Origin of the sequence: Frankia nepalensis (assembly GCF_016786325.1) — a bacterium.
Classification (GTDB): Bacteria; Actinomycetota; Actinomycetes; order Frankiales; family Frankiaceae; genus Pseudofrankia; species Pseudofrankia nepalensis.
Genome location: NZ_JADWYU010000100.1, coordinates 35,404 through 55,963 on the forward strand (window position 1 = coordinate 35,404; position 20,560 = coordinate 55,963).

At 73.2% G+C, this 20,560-nt stretch carries 15 protein-coding genes; 4 read left to right on the forward strand and 11 right to left on the reverse strand.

Annotated elements, in window-relative coordinates; translation table 11 throughout:
• Nucleotides 1–67: 67 nt before the first annotated feature.
• The 8 genes from trxA to I6A81_RS10910 all read right to left on the reverse strand — a co-directional run bounded on the left by trxA (nt 68) and on the right by I6A81_RS10910 (nt 11,133).
• Nucleotides 68–394: a thioredoxin gene (trxA, locus tag I6A81_RS10875; RefSeq protein ID WP_203002031.1), complete on the reverse strand. Its 327-nt coding sequence runs from the start codon at nt 392–394 to the stop codon at nt 68–70.
• Nucleotides 395–463: 69 nt separating this feature from the next.
• Complete coding sequence (gene trxB / locus I6A81_RS10880) at nt 464–1,438, reverse strand: thioredoxin-disulfide reductase (RefSeq protein ID WP_203002030.1); 975 nt, start codon at nt 1,436–1,438, stop codon at nt 464–466.
• Nucleotides 1,439–1,605: 167 nt separating this feature from the next.
• Complete coding sequence (locus tag I6A81_RS10885; protein ID WP_203002029.1) at nt 1,606–2,658, reverse strand: cupin domain-containing protein; 1,053 nt, start codon at nt 2,656–2,658, stop codon at nt 1,606–1,608.
• Complete coding sequence (gene sigM, locus I6A81_RS10890) at nt 2,648–3,286, reverse strand: RNA polymerase sigma factor SigM (protein ID WP_238428708.1); 639 nt, start codon at nt 3,284–3,286, stop codon at nt 2,648–2,650. Before sigM ends, I6A81_RS10885 begins: the two co-directional genes overlap by 11 nt.
• Before the next feature lie 89 nt (nt 3,287–3,375).
• Nucleotides 3,376–5,199, reverse strand: coding sequence for a protein kinase family protein (locus I6A81_RS10895; RefSeq protein WP_307874580.1), 1,824 nt, complete (start codon nt 5,197–5,199; stop codon nt 3,376–3,378).
• A 332-nt stretch (nt 5,200–5,531) separates the two neighbouring features.
• Nucleotides 5,532–8,054 carry a murein biosynthesis integral membrane protein MurJ gene (gene murJ, locus I6A81_RS10900; RefSeq protein ID WP_307874581.1) on the reverse strand — a complete coding sequence of 841 codons (2,523 nt, stop codon included), beginning with the start codon at nt 8,052–8,054 and terminating at the stop codon, nt 5,532–5,534.
• Nucleotides 8,051–10,552, reverse strand: coding sequence for a DUF6049 family protein (locus I6A81_RS10905; RefSeq protein WP_203002026.1), 2,502 nt, complete (start codon nt 10,550–10,552; stop codon nt 8,051–8,053). The genes murJ and I6A81_RS10905 overlap by 4 nt, the downstream gene beginning before the upstream one ends.
• A 110-nt stretch (nt 10,553–10,662) precedes the next feature.
• A complete protein-coding gene (locus tag I6A81_RS10910) occupies nt 10,663–11,133 on the reverse strand; it encodes an NUDIX hydrolase (protein ID WP_203002025.1) in 471 nt (156 codons plus the stop codon).
• Nucleotides 11,134–11,304: 171 nt separating this feature from the next.
• Between I6A81_RS10910 and I6A81_RS10915 the strand changes: the two genes are divergently transcribed.
• The 3 genes from I6A81_RS10915 to I6A81_RS10925 all read left to right on the forward strand — a co-directional run bounded on the left by I6A81_RS10915 (nt 11,305) and on the right by I6A81_RS10925 (nt 15,671).
• Nucleotides 11,305–12,819, forward strand: coding sequence for a CCA tRNA nucleotidyltransferase (locus I6A81_RS10915; RefSeq protein WP_203002057.1), 1,515 nt, complete (start codon nt 11,305–11,307; stop codon nt 12,817–12,819).
• A gap of 457 nt (nt 12,820–13,276) precedes the next feature.
• A complete protein-coding gene (locus I6A81_RS10920) occupies nt 13,277–14,854 on the forward strand; it encodes an FAD-binding oxidoreductase (protein ID WP_203002024.1) in 1,578 nt (525 codons plus the stop codon).
• A gap of 658 nt (nt 14,855–15,512) precedes the next feature.
• Nucleotides 15,513–15,671 (forward strand): hypothetical protein, encoded by a 159-nt coding sequence (locus I6A81_RS10925; protein ID WP_203002023.1) that lies wholly within the window; start codon nt 15,513–15,515, stop codon nt 15,669–15,671.
• A 396-nt stretch (nt 15,672–16,067) separates the two neighbouring features.
• Here I6A81_RS10925 and I6A81_RS10930 read toward each other — a convergent pair whose 3' ends face one another.
• From I6A81_RS10930 to I6A81_RS45495, 3 genes are read right to left on the reverse strand one after another with little or no spacing between them, the layout of a single operon-like run.
• Nucleotides 16,068–17,063, reverse strand: coding sequence for an NlpC/P60 family protein (locus tag I6A81_RS10930; RefSeq protein WP_203002022.1), 996 nt, complete (start codon nt 17,061–17,063; stop codon nt 16,068–16,070).
• Nucleotides 17,064–17,075: 12 nt separating this feature from the next.
• A complete protein-coding gene (locus I6A81_RS10935; RefSeq protein WP_238428707.1) occupies nt 17,076–17,738 on the reverse strand; it encodes a hypothetical protein in 663 nt (220 codons plus the stop codon).
• Between the two features lie 56 nt (nt 17,739–17,794).
• Nucleotides 17,795–17,941, reverse strand: coding sequence for a helix-turn-helix domain-containing protein (locus I6A81_RS45495; protein WP_407661284.1), 147 nt, complete (start codon nt 17,939–17,941; stop codon nt 17,795–17,797).
• A gap of 1,489 nt (nt 17,942–19,430) precedes the next feature.
• On the opposite strand from I6A81_RS45495, the gene I6A81_RS10945 reads away from it, so the two are divergent.
• A complete protein-coding gene (locus I6A81_RS10945; protein WP_203008059.1) occupies nt 19,431–20,510 on the forward strand; it encodes a MinD/ParA family ATP-binding protein in 1,080 nt (359 codons plus the stop codon).
• Nucleotides 20,511–20,560: the final 50 nt, after the last annotated feature.

Here is a 20,560-nt window from a genome sequence, read left to right on the forward strand (position 1 = left end):
GGGGCGCTCAGCGCCCCAACGGCGGAGCGGCGATGGTCGCCCCTAGGGCGACCTTGAGCCGACCGCCTTAGATGAACTCGGCCAGATCGTTCAGGAGCGCGCGCTTCGGCTTCGCGCCGACGATGCTCTTCACGATCGCGCCGTTCTGGAAGACGGCCATGGTCGGGATCGACATGATCTGATAGTTGCGGGCCGTCTGCGGGTTCTCGTCGATGTTGAGCTTGACAACCCGCAGCTGGTCGCCGTGCGCCGCCGCGATTTCCTCCAGGACGGGAGCGACCATCTTGCATGGGCCGCACCACTCCGCCCAGAAGTCCACGAGCACCGGCTTGTCGCTGTCGAGCACCTCGGCGGCGAACGTGCTGTCCGTCACCGCTGTGGTGGCACCTGCCATCGGACTCTTCTCTCTCTCGTCGTGCCGTTGTCTGTCGTGGTCTCCGTGGCCTTCAGGCTGACACGCGGCTCACGCCGCCCCGGGCGCCGAGGTCTCGTCGCCCTCCTCGTGGGCGGCGATCCAGCGCTCGGCGTCCAGCGCGGCGGCGCAGCCCGTCCCGGCGGCGGTGATGGCCTGCCGGTAGGTGTGGTCGACCACGTCGCCGGCGGCGAACACGCCGTCCAGGTTCGTCCTGGTCGACGGGGCGTCGACGAGGACGTAGCCCTCGTCGTCCAGCGTCACCTGGCCGCGGAACAGCTCCGACCGCGGCACGTGCCCGATCGCGATGAACATGCCCGAGACGTCCAGCTTGTCGTCCGCACCGGTCACGGTGTCGTGCAGCCGGACGCCGGTGAGCTTGTGCTCCCCGTCCAGGCCGTTCACCACCGCGTTCCACCGGAACTTGATCTTAGGGTTCGCGAACGCGCGTTGCTGCATGATGGCGCTCGCGCGCAGCTTGTCCCTGCGGTGGACGATGGTCACGGAGTTCGCGAACCGGGTGAGGAAGGTGGCCTCCTCCATCGCCGAGTCGCCGCCGCCGACGACCGCGATGTCCTGGTCACGGAAGAAGAACCCGTCGCAGGTCGCGCAGGCCGAGACGCCGCGGCCGAGCAGCCGGTCCTCGTCCGAGACGCCGAGCTTCCGGTAGGCGGAGCCGGTGGCGATGATGACCGTCTTGGCGTAGTGCGTCTCTTCGCCGACCTTGACCACCTTCGGGGTGACGGTGAGGTCGACCTCGGTGACGTCGTCCGCGACCAGCTCGGCGCCGAAGCGCTCGGCCTGCTGGCGAAGGTTGTCCATAAGGTCGGGTCCCTGGATCCCCTCGGGGAAGCCGGGGAAGTTCTCCACCTCGGTGGTGGTCATCAGCGCGCCGCCGGCCGAGACGGCGCCCTCGAACACCAGCGGCCGCAGGTTCGCGCGCGCCGAGTAGATGGCGGCCGTGTACCCTGCCGGTCCGGAACCGATGATGATGACATCCCGAACGCCGCTCTCCTGCGCTGTCACGCGCTGCTCCCTTCACATCGCGGCTGAGCCGCTGTCACGCTAACCGCGCTGGGTTACCAGAGATTCCACCCTGGCCGGAGCGTCCACGAAGAAGCTCTTCCCGTGCCCCGGCCACCTCGACAAGGATCTCCTGGCGGGGCCGCGCGCCGCCTCCGCTGCCCAGCACCTCAGGCTCTGCTGGCTGTTCCGGAGAACCGGGTTTCCTCGACCAGGTGACCAGCGTCGCAGCCCGGGTCGACAACCGTCAGCTGGACCAGGTCCGTCGCCCCCGTCGTGGTGACCGGCGCTCCCGCCGTCGATGTACCCGAAAAGTCAGGAATGTCCACCACGACCAGCACGGCGCCGCGGCCACCGTAGCTGATCCGGTCGAGGGCCAGCACGCTGCCGCCGAGGGTCGCGGCCAGCTTCTGATAGCAGCCCAGCAGGTCGGACGTGGTGAGGTCGCCAGACGCGAGCGCGAAGGTCGAGGTAGTGGGCGCGGCGCTGGACGCCGCGCCGGGCGCGTCGGCGGCGGGCGGAACCGCGTCCAGGCTGACGGTCCTGACGACCGGCACCCGGCCGGCCAGCAGGTCCCGCGCGTGCCGCGGCACGTCGTCCGAGGTCAGGACGGCGCCGCTGTCCGCCAGGGCCACCACGCCGGCGGCCAGGGCACGCTCCTGCCCGCCGGCCGACCCGCCGGCCGCGTCGCCGTAGGCGCTCATGGTGGGCGCCGACGCGGGCAGCGCCGCGGAAGCCGCGGTGTCGGCGGAGTCGCTCCCGCCGCGCTGCCATCCGGCGAACAGCCCGACGCCCGCGACCACGACCAGCAGGCAGGCGGCCAGCATCACGAGGCGTTCGGGCCGGGCGGACCGGCCGGCGACCAACTGGCGGGCCTGCGCCGACGGGCGCGGCGCGGCGGCCGAACCGAACGTCGGCGGCCGCCCGCCGCCGGGCGAACGCCGCCCGCCGCCCCGCCGCGCGCGGCTCGCCGGCGGGGCCGCCGGCACGGGAGCGGCCGAGAGGGCCTCCTGGATACGCCGGGCGACGTCGGGAGGCATGGTGATGGGGGCGAGCCGGGCAAGCTCGCCGCGCACGTCGCGCAGCGCGACCACGACCCGCTGGCAGTCGGCGCAGAGCCGGACGTGGCGGTCGACGGAGCCCGGCGTGCGCTCGCCGTCCGCGTACGCGTCGAGCAGTTCGTCCTCGGGATGCCGCGTCTCGCCGCGAGCGTCAGAACCCACCGCCGGTCACCTCCCCTGCTTCCAAGACGGGGCGGACGGCCCGCTGGTTCCCTGGGCGAAGGTGGCCAAGCTCTCCGGCGAGCCGGGCACGGCCGCGGGCGGCCCGGCTCTTGACCGTCCCCACCGGCACGCCGAGCACCTCGGCGACCCGCGCCACCGGCAGTCCTTCGACGTCGACGAGCACGACGGCGGCCCGCAGCGCCGGTGGCAGCCGGGCGAGCGCGCCCGCGATGTCGAGGCGGAGCTCACCTTCGGCGTGGGCGTCGCGCGGGTCGGCGTGCTCGTGCTCGGTGCCGTCCGGGCGGGTCGGCATCGGCACCACGGCCGGGCGGGCGGCCTGCCGGCGCAGCCGGTCGAGGGCGGCGTTCACCGTGATCCGGTGCAGCCAGGTGCGCACCGTCGACTCGCCCCGGAACCCGGCCGCCCGCCGGTGGGCGGACAGCATCGCCTCCTGGACCGCGTCGGCGGCGTCCTCGGTGTCGTGCAGCAGCCGGTACGCGACCGACCAGAGCCGGTCGGCGTTGGCCCGGAACAGCTCGGCGAAGGCCGTCGGATCGCCCGCCACATGCCGGCGCAGCAGCTCCGCGTCCGGGTCGACCGCCCGCCCGGACCCCTCCGGTCCGGGCATGTCCGACACGTCGGACATGCCAGCCGAGCCGGCTGACGGGGATTCGTCGGGCTGGTTGGGCATGGCATTCGGCCGGACGGCGTGGGACGTCAGGACAAGAACTGGACTTCGGCGATCGAGCCCTTGAACTTGCCCTCAGCCTGGGGGAGGTCGGTCAACCACACCAGCCAGTAACGATGCGCTCCGCGTGGCGAGATGGTCACCTTGACCTCGTTGGAGGCACCCTGCTGCTGGCCGACCACCTGGAACTGGCCGAGCTCGGTCCCCTTCGTGTCCGCGGCGCGGATCTCGAACGAGCTGGGCGCGAGGCTGCCGACAGTGACGACCACCTGGGAGACGTCCCGAGCGTCGCCGAGGTCGAACAGCAGACCGACGCCCTTCTTCTCCGGCCTGCCGAAGGTGAACGGCGGGTTGTACCCCTCCGTCTCCCACTGGGTCGCCACGTCGCCGTCGTACGCCCTCGAGACCGAACCGGGTTTCTCGTTGCCGTCGCCCGGTGGCGGGTCGAAGGACTCGGCGCCCGCCGGCGTGACAGGAAGTCCCTGCGTGGGTCCCGCGGACGTCGCGGGAGTGTTGCCCGGGTCGTCTCCTTCGCCGCCGCCGAGCTGGAGGGCGAGCACGATGCCGACGACGAGGACCAGAACGACCACGATCGCGCCGATGATGATCGGTACGCGGCGGCGGCCGGGCTGTTGGCCACCGGCCGCGGGCCGGCCCCCGCGCGGCCCCGTGCCGGACGGCCCGGCCGGCGGGTAGCCACGCTGCGCTGGCGGGTAGTCGTCCCGGTAACGGCGGTCGTAGCCGTCGCGGTCGTAACCCTCGTCGTAGTCGTCCTGGTAGCGGCCCCGGTAGCGGTCGTCGGGGTAGCCGCGGTCGTAGTCGTCGTAGCGGCCGCGGCCGCGGTCGTAGTCGTCCGGGCCGGGGGCCGCGAAGCCGGCCGTGGACGGCAGGTTCGCGGTGTCGGGGCCGTAGCCGTCCGGGCCATAGCCGCCGGCGCCATAGCCAGGCGCCATTTCCTCGGTGTTGGCCGGCTCGTCGCCGAACGTCATCAGGCCGGTGTCGTGCAGCGCCTCGACCGGGGTGACCGCCTCCAGCTCGGCGATCAGGTCCACAGCGGTGACGATCGGCTCACCGACGGTGTCCTCGCCGCTGAGCGCGGCCATCGTGATCGCGTCCAGGTCGCGCGGGACCGCGTGGTTGAGCTGCCGCGGGCTCTGTAGGCGTCCGTACGTGCCGTACGGGGCCGAGGGCAGGCCGGTGTCACCGGGCAGCGGCCAGTGGCCGGTGAGCGCCGCGTAGAGCAGCCCGCCGAGGGCGCGCACGTCGTCGGCGGCCGCCTCGGCGGCGTCCTGCTCCCCGTCCGGCCCGACACCGTCGATCCGCGCGAGCACGGCGCCGACCTCGAGGTCGATCACCTTCACGGTGCCGTGGCTGGAGACGATCACGTCGCCGGGGCGCAGGCCGCCGTGGCGCAGCCCGCGCTCGTGCGCGGCGGCGATGACCCGTGCCGCGCCGAGCACGACGGCCGCGGCCTGCTCGGCCCGCAACGGGCCCTCGGTGGCGAGCTGACGCAGCGTGCGGCCGTCCACCCACTCGGTGATGACGTAGGAGACCTGGCCGTTCTCGGTGCTCGTGACGGTGGCGTCGTAGGTGGACGCGGCCCCGGGGTGCACCAGCCGGCCGGAGTTCACCGCCGCGGACAGCAGGGACTGGGCGACCTGTCGCCGGCCAGCGTCATCGTCGGTGTGCTCGACCGCACGCACCGCGACCGGGCGAGTGAGTACAGTGTCATCGCCACGCCAGAGCGTGACGGGGCCCCGTGAGCTGAGAACGCCGATGAGGCGGTACCGCCGGTCGAGAACCGACTCGGCGAGCAGAATTTCGCCACCGGCCGGCGAAGCGCCATTGGTCACGCTGTTATCGACGTCCGCAGACTGGGGCCGGTTGCCTGCCTCGACCACAACGCCTCCGTCGTCCCCGGCTCGGTGGCCTCGTCGCCACTCGGCTCGCCCCGGCCTGCTGTCCCGGCGTCGACTCTCACGACGCCGGGTGGCACGTACCCAAGGGCACGGTCTGTCCGACCACACCCGCTGGGCTCGTGTCGCGCTGGACCACGTTCGTTGGCCGCGCCTCGGCGGTCGCGGCCGCTGTGGCCGCACCCATCGTGGTCGCGTCCGCCCGGACTTGGCCGGCCGATTGGCGATGTTCCCCAGATTAGTTTACGGGGATCGTCGTCCCAGGTCGCTCAGCCCCGACGGAATCGACGGGAAACCATCCTGGTCAGGGCCCTGACCTCGGGGATACCCATCCGGGTGACGGTCGCGACGAACAACGGCAGGCCGACGATCGCTCCGAGTAGCACCGCGGTCGCGGATCCGACGAAGCCCTGCCCGATCACGTCACGCAGCGCGTGCGCGAGCGCGCTGGCCGCGGCCGACCCGATCCCGGCGGCGACGGTGATCCGAGCGAGCGTCGCGATGATCCGGTCGCCATCCATCCCACCGAGGCGGCGGCGCAGCAACGCGCAGGTCACGCACAGCCCGGCGACGTAACCGACGTTGAACGCCATGGCCAGGGCCACCGCCCGATGCTCCTCGGGAACCAGATGGCTGAGCACGAACGCGGCGGTCACGTTCGTCGCGACCACCCCGATGTTCACGAGCGCCGGGGTACGGCTGTCCTGGTGGGCGTAGAACACCCGCAGGTGCAACTGGAAGACCGAGAACGGCACCAACGCGACCGCGAAGGCCGACAGCGTGTCGCCGATGGTGACCGCCGAGTCGTACTCGACCGCGCCGTGGTTGAACACCGCCACCGCGATCGGGCGGCCGAGCGCGAACAGGAACAACGCCGCCGGCACGATCGCGGTCAGGCTGAGCCGGGTCGACGTCGACAGGTCGTCGAGCACCAGGTCTCGGCGGTTCTCGGCCGCGTGCGCGCTCATCCGTGGCAGCAATGCGGTGATCACCGATACGCCGATGATCGCATACGGGAGCTGGAAGAGCTGGTAGCCGTAGGTGTAGACGGTGTAGGCCTCGGTCGAGCTCCCCAGGCGGGTGATGGCCACGTAGCCGGCCTGGCTGATGACCACCCACAGGATCGTCCAGCCGGCAAGCCGCACCGCCTTGCGCAGCTCCGGATGGGTGAGATCCAGGCTCGGGCGGTAGCGGAAGCCGACCTTGCGTAGCGACGGCAACAGCGCGACCGTCATCGCCACCACGCCGAAGGTGGTACCGCCCGCGAGCACCATCACCTGGGTGTCCGTGATGGTCTTCTCGCCGGTGATCTGCGGTGGGCGCGGCCCGGCGATGACGTAGGTGAACGTCACGCAGGTCGCGATGACGAACAGGTTGTTCAGGACCGGCGTGAACATCGGCGCGGCGAACGAGCCACGTACGTTGAGGATCGCGCCGATCGTCGCGCCGACGCCGTAGCAGACGATCTGCGGCATGAACCACCGCAGGAACGTGGCGCTGAGCTCCTGCTTCTCGGGCGTCGAGTTCAGGTAGAGATCGACGATCGTCGGCGCCGCGAGGAAGCCAATGGCGCAGGCGGCGCCGAGTAGCAGGATCATGAGCGTCAGCAGGGACGACGCGAACTTCTCGCCGCCGTCCGGATCCTGTTTGGACGCCCGGACGAGCACCGGTACGACGACGCTGGTCAGGATTCCGCCGATCAGCAGGTCGTAGACGATGTTCGGGATCGTGTTCGCGACGTTGTAGGCGTCGCCGACCGCCCCGACGCCGATGGCGACCGCGATCGCGATCGTGCGCAGGAACCCCGTCGCGCGCGAGGCGATGGTGCCGAGCGCCATCACCCCGCTGGCCCGGCCGAGCCCACCCCTGGCCGCCGGCTGCTGGCCGAGTTCGCGTCCCGGTGGCTGCCGGGGTCTGCGCGTGCGCGGCTGGAGCATCGTCTGCTCCGCCGGGCTGGGCACGTCGCGGCCGCCCGCGCGGGCCGCGCGGTCCGTCCGGGCGACCATCCGGTCGGGTGGCACCGGTCGCGGCCGCTGCCTGGCCGGTTGCTGGCGCGGTGGCTCCGGTGGGGGCGGCGGCGTGCCGCGCCGTCCGCCGGCGTGCCGTGGGCCGAGCGCGCGCCCGTCGCGGCGCGACACCGGTGTCGTCGGGCGTGCCTCGGCCACGCGCTCGACCGGCGGCGGGGCGCCGGGCGGCCCGGGCAACCGGGTGGTCGGCGCCGACGGGGGCACAGGAGGCCGCGGCTGCCTCGCCGGGGGCGGCGGGGTGGCCCCCCGCCGCGGCCGTTCCGCCTCGGGCGGCGGCGGCACCGGGGGTGGCGGCACCGGGGGTGGCGGCACTGAGGGTGGCGGCGTCCGCGGGGCAGCCGGCAGCCGGCGGGTCGGACCCGCGGATCCCTCGGGCGGGTACCGGTCCTCCCGGCGTGGGTCGCCGCGGTAACGCTCGCGCGGATCGTCCCCCCGCCGGTCGTCCGCCCGCTGGATGTCCGCCCGTCGGGGGTCGGGGCGCCGCCGCCCCTGGCGGGCCTCGTCGGGATGGCGCTCGTCGGGGTGCTGCTCGTCGGGGTGACGGATGTCCCGGCGGCGCTCGCCCCGGCCGTGGCTACCCCGGTCGTGGTCACCCCGGTACCGGTCGTCCCGGTACCGGTCGTCGTGGCGCGAGCCGTCGCGCGGGTCGCGGTACGGGTCGTCCCGGTACTGGTCCTCGCGGTACGGGTCGTCCCGGCGGGTCGGGCCTGTCCCCCGGCGGTGCCGCGGACCCATCGGGTCGTCGGGACCGTCGGCCGGGCTCACGGCTCGCTCGGGTTGGCTGGCACCCCGCCAGCGTAGGCCCGTTCGGCTTCGGTCCGTTGTGCTCCCGCCGCGTTCGGCTGGATCCTGCGCACAGGTGTTGTCGCCCGGTCAGCGGACGGCGTGGCCTCCGGACCCGCCGAGGTGACCCCCGTCATGGCCGACGGCGGCTCGCCACCACCGGGCGTGGTCTGGCCTGAGGCATCGCCCCTGCCGCGTCGCCGGGCCCGGCGGACGAGACGCAGGACCACCGCGGCCGCGAACAGCCCGACGGCGGCGTAGGTGATGGCGGTGGCGATCGACCCGTAGGCGGTGGAGCGCACCAGGATCCGGGCCGGCTGGCTGGTCAGCTTCTCGCCGTCCGGCGTCAGCACCTGGACGTACACCGGGAACGTGCCGGCCGAGTCGGAGCTGAGCTTGACCTCGACCTGCGCCTTCGCGCCCGGCTCGATGGTGAGGGGCACCTGGGCCGGCGAGCTCAGCCTGGTCTGGTCGTTGGAGGACAACGACAGGATCACCGTCATCGGGTACGCGTTGGGCTCACCGTCCTCGAGCATGTTCTGCACGGTCAGCGGCACCGTGCCCTCGCGGCTGGTCAGGGTGACCTTCTCCGACGCGGTGATCTGGATGCTGTTCCGGATCGAGTTGGTCCGGCCGTCGACCTCCTGGCTCAGCTGGACCGCGCCGGCCCGGCGGTCGGCGCCGTCGCGGTCCGACCGCCACCACACCGACAGGGCGGTCATCAGCGTGTTCTTCATCGGCTCGACCACGGCGGCGTACAGATCGCACGTGTCGAGCTTCCTGACCGTGTTCACGTTGGCGACCCTGACGACCTGGTCGCACAGCACCGGGGTGAGCGTCGCCGCCTCGTCACGCAGGTGCTCGACCGCGTCGACGTAGCCGGTCGGGATCTCGACGGCGGCGGCCCACTCCGGGTAGATAAGCCCGCCGCGCGCCGACCCGGCGGGCGTGGTGGTGGCGGTGGCCGCCGCCGTGTCCCCCGTCGTCGTGCCTCCCGTCCCGGCCCCGCTCGCGCCATCGGAGCCCGCGGCGGGGTCGACCGGGCCGGTCGGCAGCCGGACTGGCTCGACGAAGGGCTGGTAGCCGGCGTCCGCGGCGGCCGGGGCGGCGACGAGGCCGAGCACTCTCTTGGCGAAATCGACCGGTGGGTCCCAGTCCCGGGGCAGCGCCAGCACGGCGAGCCGGCTCTTCGACGGCTGCTCGGCGGTGATCATCGCGAGCTCGGCGCGCACGTCCGCGAGTGACTGGTCGACGCTCGGCCCGGCCTGGTCGTTACGCGGCGCGGTGACCAGGGCGGCGAGCCTCGAGTCCGCCGCGAGTGCCCGGACCGGATTGGTGCTCTGCTGGACGGTGAGCGCGGTGGGGGTCGGGGTGGCGCGGACCGCCGGCAGCAACTGGTCGTCGAGGATCACGGTTGACATACCGATGGCCTGGTCGGAGAGGAACGCCAGCGTCTGCTTGTCTGCCAGCCCATCGACCGGATACGCGGCCTTGATGTCGTTCTCGACGGTGTCGCCCAGGATCTGAGCGACGACCATGCGACCGTTCGTCACCGCCAGGCGGGCGTCATGCGCCTGGTCGGCATGCAGCAGCGCGGTGATGTCGGCATCGCCCCAGGGCAGCGCGAAGACGACGTTGCCTGGGGTGCCGGCGAACCGGCGTAGGGCGGCCAGGACCTTGGCCGCTTCGTCACTTTTGTCTGACCGCCGCACGCCGGACGGGCTGGCGTACTGGTAGCCACTCGCGTTCTCCATGACCGTCAGCGCCTTCAGCAGCGTCGGGTCGAGGGCGAGCGCGATCGAGAACGGCTGGTCGCTTGCCTGGTCGACGGCGGTGAGCAGCCGGTCCAGGCGCCCGCCGGTGGCGATCTCGCCGGCCAGGTCGTTGTCGGTCAGCAACCCGTCCGAGCGCAGCCGCGGCTTGGACGAGATCGGCAGCACGGTGGTGACGGCGGTCGGGGCCAGCGTTGTCGCCGAGGCCGACGTGGACGAGAGCGGCTGAGCCGGCGCCCAGACCAGGAAGGTGTAGGTGGCACCGAGCTCGGTGACGCGGCCGCCGGTCGTGCTGACGACCCGGACCTTCATCGGGTAGATCGTCAGCCCGGTTTTCGTGATCGAGAGCTTCTGGTCGAAGGCGAACGCGCCGCCGACGACCGGAACCCGCTCCCCGAGCTGTGCCCACGTGTAGCTCAGCTTGGTCGGGTTGGCCCGCGCCGCGTCGAGCTTCGCGCGGCTGTCGACGTTCTGCGCGACCCAGACCTCGACCATGAGGCCGGCGTTGCCCGGGCTGGCGAGGTTGACGCTGCCGCCAAGCCGCAGCGGCAGCTCCCTCGAGGCGACCCCGTCGAACCTCGTCAGGTTGACCGTGGCCGGGGCGGCGGCGGGTGTTGTGCCGGTTCCACCGGCCGTCCCACCGTTCGCGGTCGATCCGGCTCCAGTCGTCGGGCTTGCGGTCGAAGCTGTGGATGAGGCTGTGGACAACCCTGTGGATGCTGTGGATGAAGCAAACGATGGGCCGGCCGGAAGCACGGCCACGGCGCCTGCCAGGGCGACCGCCGCGGCCAGCCGGGCCCGACGAGGGCTGGTGGACCTCACGCGCTCGCCGCCAGCAGGGCCGGGACGTCCTCCAGGAGGCGACGCTCGTCGGCGTAGGCCAGCCGGCGCGCCACCTGGTCGAGGGGGACCCAGGCGACGGCGGTGACCTCGACGTCCGCGTCCGACAGCTCGCCGGCCGTGCGCAGCAGCAGGTAGTGGTGCACGGTCTTGTGGATCCGCGAGCGGCCGGTGACGAACCAGAAGTCGATCGTCCCGAGCGGCGCGACGATCTCGCCCGTCACGCCGGTCTCCTCCGCGACCTCGCGGACCGCCGCCTGCTCGTGGGTCTCCCCGCCCTCGACGTGCCCCTTGGGCAGCGACCACAGCAGCCGGCCGCGCCGGTCCCGCCGGGCGATCAGCGCCGCGTTGGCGCGGTAGGACCGGCCGTCCAGCACGAGCCCACCGGCGGACGTCTCCTCGACCCGGCGCAGCCCACGACGGCTACGGGGGGACGACGAGGCCGGCATAAAACGATCGTACGAGCAACACACGGTCCGTCCCCCGGGACTGTCCGGCTTGTCCGGACCGGGTCGCGCTGTGTGCCCAATGGCACGCGGCCGGAGGGTCCCGGTGGGCCGGTCAGCGGCCTTTAATCCAGCTGCGCACCGTCGCGCAGGCCTTACCCTGAACGGGTGTCTGTGATCAGTCTCGACAACCCGCGCGACTCGGCCGAGCGCGTGGTCAGCGACCTGCTGAGGGTCCCGTCGCTCGCCGACGAACTGGGCCGGATATTCGCCACGCACGGGCACACACTGCACCTCGTCGGTGGCACGGTCCGCGACGCCCTGCTCGGGAAGCTGACCGCGACCGGCGCGACCGGTGGCGCGCCCGACCTGGACTTCACCACCGACGCGCGGCCCGAGCGCGTCCTCGAGATCACCCGAGGCTGGGCGGAGGCGACCTGGGAGGCCGGGATCGCCTTCGGCACCGTGGGTCTCGCCCGCCGCGGCGCCCGGCTCGAGGTGACCACCTACCGGGCCGAGAACTACGACCGCGGCTCGCGCAACCCGACCGTCTCCTACGGCGACAGCCTCGACGGAGACCTGGTCCGGCGTGACTTCACGGTCAACGCGATGGCGGTGTCCGTTCCCGACCACCAGTTCGTCGACCTGTTCGGCGGCATGGCCGACCTGTCGCGCGGTGTGCTGCGCACCCCCGGGCCGCCGGCGGTCTCGCTCGACGACGACCCGCTGCGGATCCTGCGGGCGATCCGGTTCGAGGCGCAGCTCGGGCTCACCCCGACCCCGGAGCTGGTCGCGGCGATGACCGCCCGCGCGGACCGGCTGAAGATCGTCGCGCCGGAGCGGGTCCGCGACGAGCTGCGCAAGCTGATCGTCGCCGCCGACCCGGCCGCCGGCCTGGCCCGGCTCGTCGACACCGGCGCGGCCGCCGTCGTGCTGCCCGAGCTGCCCGCGCTGCGGATGGAGATCGACGAGCACCACCAGCACAAGGACGTCTACACGCACACGCTCACCGTGCTGCGCCAGGCGATCGACCTGGAGGACGAGGGCCCGGACGAGGTGCTGCGCTGGGCCGCGCTGCTGCATGACATCGGCAAGCCGCGCACCCGCCGGCACGCGCCGGGCGGCGGCGTGTCGTTCCACCACCACGAGGTCGTCGGCCGGGACATGACCCGCAGGCGGCTGGCCGCGCTGCGCTTCCCGAAGGACGTCGCGGACGCGGTCACGTCGCTGGTGTTCCTGCACCTGCGCTTCCACGGCTACGGCTCGGGCGAGTGGACCGACTCGGCGGTGCGCCGCTACGTGCACGACGCGGGCCCGCAGCTTCGCCGGCTGCACAAGCTGGTGCGCTCGGACTGCACCACCCGCAACAAGCGCAAGGCGGCGATGCTCGCCCGCCACTACGACTCGCTGGAGGAGCGGATCGCGGCGCTCGCCGCCCAGGAGGAGATCTCCGCGATCCGTCCCGAGCTGTCCGGCGACGACATCATGGAGATCCTCGGGCTGAAGCCGTCGCGCCTGGTCGGCGAGGCCCGCCAGCACATGCTCGACTTCCGGTTCGACATGGGTCTGGTCGGCCGCGACGCGGCCGTCGCCGAGCTCCTGCGCTGGGCCCGGAAGCGCGGGCTGGCCGTCCCGGGCACCCCGGCCGGGTCCGGCGAATCCGCGACCAGCCCCGGCGACCACGCCTAGGACGACGTCGCCTGAACGGACGACGTCGCCCGGACGGACTCGACTGGACGGACGACGTCGCCCGGACGGGACAGGGTCGCCCGGACGAGGCCGGCTGGACGACGTCCGGAACGTCGTCGCTGGCCTGCCCGCGAGACGCGGGGTGGGTGCTCCGTCATGTGGCGCCCACCCCGGTGCGCGCGCTCCGGGGACCCGCTGGCCTGTACCAGGCGTCGGCGGGCGGGTACCCAACGTGGCATCCAGCGGATCCGGCAACGGGAGGACCTCAAAAGGACGTCAACGTGAAGGACCGGACCTCGGGGTCCCGAAGCGGCGCCTCCGGGCGGATTCGATCAGCTGTCATGCCTGTGCGCGCGGGATATGGCCAGGGCACGGCCGCTTGCTCCCGTCCGAATCCCGACTTGTCGATCACCATCGCCAGGCCCCGGCCGGGCGGTGTGCGTCGTATGGTCCGGACATGGTCGGTGTACCGGACCGGCGCACGGTCCTACGGGCGGGGCTCGCCGGCCTCGCGGGCGGCCTGCTGCCAGGCTGCTCCTCCGACGGCCCGCCCGAACCAGGCCCGAGCCCGCGGCCGACCCCGAGCGCCCCGGCGACGCTGGACCCGGCGCAGAGCTGGGAATCCTTCGCCCGGCAGCTGACCGGGCGGCTGGTCCGGCCGGGCGACGCCGACTACGACCGGGCACGGGCGCTGTTCGACCCGAAATTCGACACCGTGCGCCCCCAGGGGGTCGTCTACGCCGCGAACCCGGAGGATGTGGCCGCGGCCGTCCGGTTCGCCGAGGCGACCGGGGTCGGGCTCGCGGCCCGCTGCGGCGGGCACAGCTACGGCGGCTACTCGACCTCCGAGGGGCTCGTCGTCGACGTCACCGAGATGAACCAGGTGAGCGTGGACGCGGCCGGCATCGCCACGGTCGGCGCTGGCGCCCGCCTGCTGAAGGTCTACACCGATCTGGCGGGCGCCGGGCGGACGATCCCGGCCGGATCATGCCCGACGGTCGGGGTCACGGGGCTAGCGCTCGGCGGCGGGATCGGGGTGCTCGGCCGACTGCACGGCCTGACCTGCGACCGGCTGACCGGCGCGACCGTCGTGCTCGCGTCCGGCGAGCGCCTCGAGGTCGACGAGGACCGGGACGCCGACCTGTTCTGGGCGCTGCGCGGCGGCGGCGGCAACTTCGGGATCGTCACCGAGCTGCGGTTCGAGACGCGCGCGGCCCGGTCGCTGACGTTGTTCTCGCTGCGGTGGCCATGGTCGGCGGCGCCCGACGTGCTCGCCGCCTGGCAGAACTGGGTCATCGGCGGGCTCGGCGCGATGCCGGACGAACTGTGGTCCACGCTGGTCGCCGGGTCCGCCCCGGGCGGCTCGGCACCGACGTTACGGCTCAGCGGGGTGTACGCGGGCGCCCGGGCGGGCCTTTTCGGGCCGCTCGCCGACCTGCGCGCGGCGGTTCCCGTCGCGCCGGCGAGCACGTCGATCACCGAGCACGACCACCTGGCGGCGATGCGGATCGAGGCCGGCTGCTCGCCCGGCGGCGGCGACTGCGGCAGCACGGACGGCATCCAGGCCGGGGCGCGCCGACCCGGCCAGCACGCGGCGTCGGCGATCCTCACCGCGCCCGTCGGCCCGGCCGGGAACGAGACGTTCCTCAGGATGATCGAGGAGCGCCAGCGCGACCCGCTGTCGGGCAGCGGAGGGATCATCCTGGACGCCTGGGGCGGCGCGATCGGCCGGGTGGGCCCAGCCGAGACCGCGTTCGTCCACCGCGACGCGATCGCCAGCGTCCAGTACTTCGCCGGCTACCCGCCGGGCGCGACGGCCGAGGTGATCGACGCCAACCGGGCCTGGCTGCGCGACACCGTCGCCGCCGGCGCCCCGCACGTCTCGGGGCGGGCCTACCAGAACTACATCGACCCCGAGCTGACCGACTGGGCCGAGGCGTACTACGGCGCGAACCTGCCGCGCCTGACCGCCGTCAAGCGCCACTACGACCCGGACAACCTCTTCCACTTCGCCCAGAGCATCCCGCTCGACTGACGCCGTCCCCCGACGTCCCCGAGGGCGGCCCGGAGGGGCCGACCTCAGACCGGGTTCGACGTGACAGGCGGTCGGACCGCGGTCGTCTGGTGTTCGCGAGGCCCGGAGGGGCGAACCCCAGACCGGGACCGATCTGACAGGTGGGTCGGACCGGGGTTGTCTGGTGCTCATGCGGCCCGGAGGGGCAAACCTCAGACCGGGCCCGACCTGACAAGCAGGGACAAACCACAGTCGCCTGAAACCCAACCAAAAACGCAACCAACCGAAACAACGAAACCAAACCATAGGAAGCACCCCGAGCAGGGAGTCGACGTCAACCGGCTCGGGGTGCCGCCGCCAGTACAACGCGGACCGTTCCAGATCGCCACTGTCAGCACCCTGTCCGCGCCTAGCCACATCTGGTCCGGGCCGGACGTACGCCCAGGCATCGTGCACCAGAAGTAGTCTTCTGGCTCCTCTATGCGGCGGGTCGGCTTGCGATGAACACGAGACGTAAGTACACACTCGATTCTGGTGATGCAGCAGGCAGGTCGACGAGACGGATGACCGCCTCCTCGCCGCCCGGAATATTCCGGGCGGCGAGGAGGCGGCCTGGTCCGGCCCGGGGCTCCCGCGCGTCGCCGCCCTCTTCCGTCTTCGGATCACTGTGAGGTCTGACGTGAAGAAGATACTGTGGCCCTGGGGCTTCTGGATCTTCGTGGCCTTCTACGTCGTGACCGCGCCCAGCGACGCGGCGAACTTCGTCCACTCCGCCTTCGGCTGGCTGGGAGTAATCGGCGACGGTGTGTCCGACTTCGTCAGTGACGTAGCCGTCTGACCATCCGCGGGGTTGCCTGCCAGCCGAACTCGCGAACGGGCAGCCAACCGCGAGTCAGGTCGATCGGGTGGAGCAGGCCGATCGGGTGGAGAGGGCTCCCGACCTCGTCGGTGACGGTGCCTTCCGCTCGTCTCAGACCGTTCCTCGCGAGGCGAGGACTCCCGCGGCTCCGCCCGCGCGCGTCGGAGGGATCCACGGGAAGAGTTCTGACAGGGCCACACCGGGTCACTCTGGGTCGCCACCGGCGCCCAGCCATCCCCGGGGCATCGACTGGACGAGCGGATTCCTGCCGCCACGTGGAGGCCCAAGGCCGCCGCCTGGCGGTCGTGAGCCGTCTCCGAGAACCGAGGTCTCCAAGAACCTGGGACGGCCAGGCCAACCGGTCCGTGAGGTCCGCTAGGCGCGGGCGGCCAAAGGACGGGTGACGGCGACGACGTCGGTCCACGAGGAGATGTCCGAGACCACGACGCCCCAGCGAGCGCCCTTCGCCGCGATCATCTGACCGTTGCCGACGTACATCCCGACGTGGCCCGGAGCTGCCACCGTGCCGTCCGTGCCGGGAATGAACAGCAGGTCGCCGGGCTGCAGGGTGACGCCGGAGACGCGCGGCCCGGCCCTGACCTGGTCGGTGGTAACCCGGGGCAGCTCGACGCCGATCGTCCGGTAGGCCGCCTGGACCAGCGACGAGCAGTCCCACGCGTCCGGGCCGTTCGCCCCCCACACATACGGCTTGCCGACCTGGGAGCGCACGAACTCGAGCACCGGCGCCACGTCCGCGGCCGACACCTCCCCGCCGGGCGCCAGCGCGTCGCCGTATTCCCTGGCCTTCGCCAGGATCGTGCGTACGTAGTTGCGCGTTTCCGGGTACGGCGGGACACCGGAGTAGCGCAGTACCGCGCCCGGGCCGGCGTTGTAGGCGGCGAGCATCTTCTCCTGCCCCGGGCCGGGAACCCGGGCCACCGTCGCCGCGACCGCGCAGTCGTACCGGGCCGCGGCCGGGATCGCGTCCTTCGGATCCCACACGTCGCCGCCGTTGCCGTGGGTAGCCCAGGTGCCCGGCATGAACTGGGCGATGCCCATCGCGCCGACCGGTGACTGAGCCTGCGGGTTGAAGCCGGATTCCTGGTGAAGCTGGGCGGCCAGCAGCGCGGGGGTGACCTCGGCACAGCCGGCGTCGTTGGCCGCCTGAATGATCAGGTCGAGGTACTCGTCCGGGATTCCCTCGGAATTGGTGATCGTGCGTGGCCCACCGTCGTCATCGAGGAACAGGAACGGGCCGGCGATGAGCAGGACGAGAAGACAGATGAACAGCAGGATTCCGCCGAACAACGCCGCGGTGCCGGCGCCGAGCCAGATCATCCATCCGCGCGTCCGCCGCGCCCCCCGAGCCATCCCCCGCTCCCCTCAGCGCCCGGGCGCGTCGCCCGCGTCGCCGGACAGGTCGGCGCCGGCGATCCGCCAGGCCCCGGCGGTGTCGCGCAGCAGCGTCACCGTCGGGGTTGAGACGGTCTCGACCGGCGTCGCGTTGTCCGCGGTGAAGGTGTCACGCACGTTGAGCAGGTAGACGACCCGCCCGGTGGCGGCGGTGTCGCCGAGGGGGGTCGCCGCGAGGACGGTGACGGTGGAGCGGGCGCCGCGCGCGCGCAGTTCCTCCCAGGCCTCGCCCTCCTCGCCCGCGCCGCCGTCGGTCAGCTGGGCGAGGAAGTCCGGGGTGAAGCAGTCGTCCGTCCCGGCCCGCTCGACGCCGGCGCCAGGACCGGGGTCGGTGCGCGCGTCGAACGACTGCCAGCGGGCGAAGCAGTGGACGGCGACCGCGGCCGGGTCGACCGGGTCCGGCGGCGCGCTGGCCTCGGTGCCGATCGTCGCGGTGGCGGTGGCCAGCGGCGGCCCAGGCGCCTGGCTCGCGCCGGGCGGCGGACCGGTGGTCGGCGGCGGCGTCGCCGAGGCGGCGGCCTGCTCGGCCGAATCCCGCAACGCGGAGCAACCGGTGGCGGCGAAGACGAGCGACAGCGTGGCCATGGCCGCCACGGCGGCCCCCCTCGCCCGCTCGAACGTCCGATCAGTCATGCCACCGCGCACCGGCGCCGCCGCCCGTTCGATGGGGAGACTCGGCCCGCCGGCGGTCACTCACGGCCGTCTAGCCAGTCCCGCACCCGGCCGCGGCGGATCCGCCACTGGTGCCCGACCTTGCGAGCCGGGATGGCCCGTTCGGACAGCAGCCGCAGGACCGTGCTCTCCGAGAGCCGCAGCCAGCTGACGAGCTCGTCCACAGTCAGGACGTCGTCGTCGTCCAGACGAGGGGGCCGATGAGGCGGAAGCCCTCCCGCCAGGCCCGGGGTTCCGCCCGGATCGGCGGAGCTTGGGGTTCCCGCCAGATCGGCGAAGCCCGGGGATCCACTCGGATCGGCGGAACCGGTCCGGGAGGTCTGCCGGGAGCCCCGGGGCTCCGGCCGGATCCGGGGTTCCTGCCGAATCGGCGGAGCCGATCCGGCAGGTCCGGGAGCCGATCCGGCAGGTCCGGCGGTCGGCACGCCCTCCTGCATCGCGGCTGCCCCTTTCGAACGGGTCAGTAGTCAATACCGCTGACGCCCACGGAGGCATGAGGGCCGCCTCTCGCGGCAGTTCCGCATCCGCCGCCGCGGCACGGCTCGAACGCGAGCCGCTTCGCGCGGAGGTGGCACGGGACAGAAAGGTCGCCGGCCTCGTTGCCGGCGGCGACGCGTCCCTCAACCGCGGTGCCTGCCCGGGGGACACCCCATACCCCAGACGCGGTGACGGACGGTACACCACCCTTGGTAGCCATGGTTAGGCTCTATCGGAGCTTGTCATACTTCAGCGTCGCGGGTTACCCCGATCTGGTGGTGGCCCGGCGCAAGTAACGGTAAGTAATCCCAAGTGGGACCAACAAGCCTGAACCAGCCAGGAGGGCGACGGCACGTGAGCAATGTGCCACCGACACCGTACGGCGAGGAAGGCGACGCGCGACCGGTATCCCTCATCGGCGCACAGTTCTCCGCGGCAAAGCCACCGCCCGGTGAGGGCGATGGTGATTTCCGTCACGGAGACGGCGCCTGGGATGACCCGGACTCGTCGGCTTCTTCCAGCCGGCCTGGCCGGCGCCGGCACCGCCGCGGCCGGGCGGGCGGCCCTCCGCCCGCGGCCGCGCCCCCCGGCGACGAGGCATTCCACCTGGACGACGGCCCGCAGGCACCGCCGCCCACGGGCCCGCGCCGGCGCGGCCGGCAGCCCGGGGAACAGCAGCAGTCCGGGGAACAGACGACCCGGCCGCTCCCGCCACCCGCCGACCCGCCGCCGGCCCCGAGTCAGCCGCCGGCCCCGAGTCAGCCATCGGCAAGGCCGGCCGCGGCGCGACCCACCGCCACGCCACCCGAGCCGGCGCGCGCCGAGCCGGCGCGGCCGGCGCGGCCGGGCTGGCTGCCGGCTACGCCGCACGTCTCCGCCCCCGGCGGCCCGCCGCCGACCTCGCCCGCGACCGCCCCGGCCGCCCCGGCCGCCGGCCGGGAAGCGCCCGCGGGCTCCCCTACGGCCAGGCCGGCGACGCCATCGCCCCCCGCGCCGGCCGCCCCCGCCACCAGCCGAGGCCGGCCCGCGGCCCAGCCACCGACGGCCAGGGCCCGTCCCGTAGGCCCTCCCGAGCCGGCCGAGCGATCCGAGCCAGCGCGAGCGGCCGCGCGGCCGGCCGAACCGGCGCGGGTGGCCAGGCCCGCCGCCGCCGGGCCGTCTCCCATACAGCAGGCCGTGCCGGAGAGTGCCTCGAGCACGGAGGTCACCAGGCGCCCGTCGGCCGAGCCACCGCTGCCGGCCGTGGTCGAGGACGACTGGGACTGGCCGGACGAGGACGACCTCGCCCCCTGGGACGAGATCCCGATGCGCGAGTCCCTTCCCGACCGGGCGGCGGCCGAGCTACCCGGTTCATGGCGGATCGGGATCACCTCGGCGTTCCCTTACTCGGGCACGACCACGCTGGTCGGCATCCTCGGCCTGGTCCTGGCCGGGGCGCGCGGGGAGTCGGTGCTCGCCGTCGACCTGCGGCCGAGCACCTGGCCGGACGAGGATCCGGACGAGCCACGCGGTGACCCGCTGTGCCCGCGGGTTGGCCTCCCCGGCGACGTCACGGTCGCGGATGTCGCGCGCCGCCGCGGCGGAGGGCCCACCGGGCTACGCGCGATGATCGGGACCACGGGAGACGAGCCGGCGCTAGAGGTGGTGCCGCTGCGCCGGGGCGACGCCACGACCGGAGGTGGCGGCGCGGTGGTGCCCGCCGACGACACCGTCACGCCCGGGATGCTGCGCTCGGCCCTCAGCCAGCTCACCCGCGCCTATCCGCTGGTGCTCATGGACACCCCGGTGGACGCCCCGCTGGCGCCGACCGCGCTGCGGGCCGCCGACCTGGTCGTCGTCGTCAGCCTCGCGGCGCCCGGGGATCTGGACCGCACCGCGACCGCGCTGCGCGACCCGGCGGCCCCGCTGCTGCCCGTGGACCGGGACGGGCGGCGTCCTCCGGTCATCGTCGCCGTGGTCTCGCCGCGCCGCGGCCGCTGGTCACCGCGCACGCGGGCCGCCGCCGGCCGGCTCGCCCGGCACGTGGACACGCTGGTCCGTATTCCCTACGAAAACCGGCTCGACCCGAGCCGGCGCGCGCCGGTAAGGATCCCACGGCTGCGCCCGAGTACCCGACGGTCGTATCTGCGGCTCGGCGTCACCGTCATCGAGGCGCTGGTCCGGCTCGCGGCCGAGGAAACAGCCAAGGCACACGCAACGGTGAACGACGCGACTCGGGGGAGCACTCCGGAAACGCTGCGGACGCCCGTCGTATGATTCGCCAGACCTGCGGTCCATTAGGGCGCAGTGCCCGCAGGAAGGGACCA

Bases quoted from the DNA above. Each gene is read 5' to 3' on its own strand.
- I6A81_RS10930 (WP_203002022.1), bottom strand. From the start codon at position 17,063: ATGGCTCGGGGGGCGCGGCGGACGCGCGGATGGATGATCTGGCTCGGC.
- I6A81_RS10920 (WP_203002024.1), top strand. From the start codon at position 13,277: ATGGTCGGTGTACCGGACCGGCGCACGGTCCTACGGGCGGGGCTCGCC.
- trxA (WP_203002031.1), bottom strand. From the start codon at position 394: ATGGCAGGTGCCACCACAGCGGTGACGGACAGCACGTTCGCCGCCGAG.
- I6A81_RS10910 (WP_203002025.1), bottom strand. From the start codon at position 11,133: ATGCCGGCCTCGTCGTCCCCCCGTAGCCGTCGTGGGCTGCGCCGGGTC.
- I6A81_RS10935 (WP_238428707.1), bottom strand. From the start codon at position 17,738: ATGACTGATCGGACGTTCGAGCGGGCGAGGGGGGCCGCCGTGGCGGCC.
- sigM (WP_238428708.1), bottom strand. From the start codon at position 3,286: ATGCCCGGACCGGAGGGGTCCGGGCGGGCGGTCGACCCGGACGCGGAG.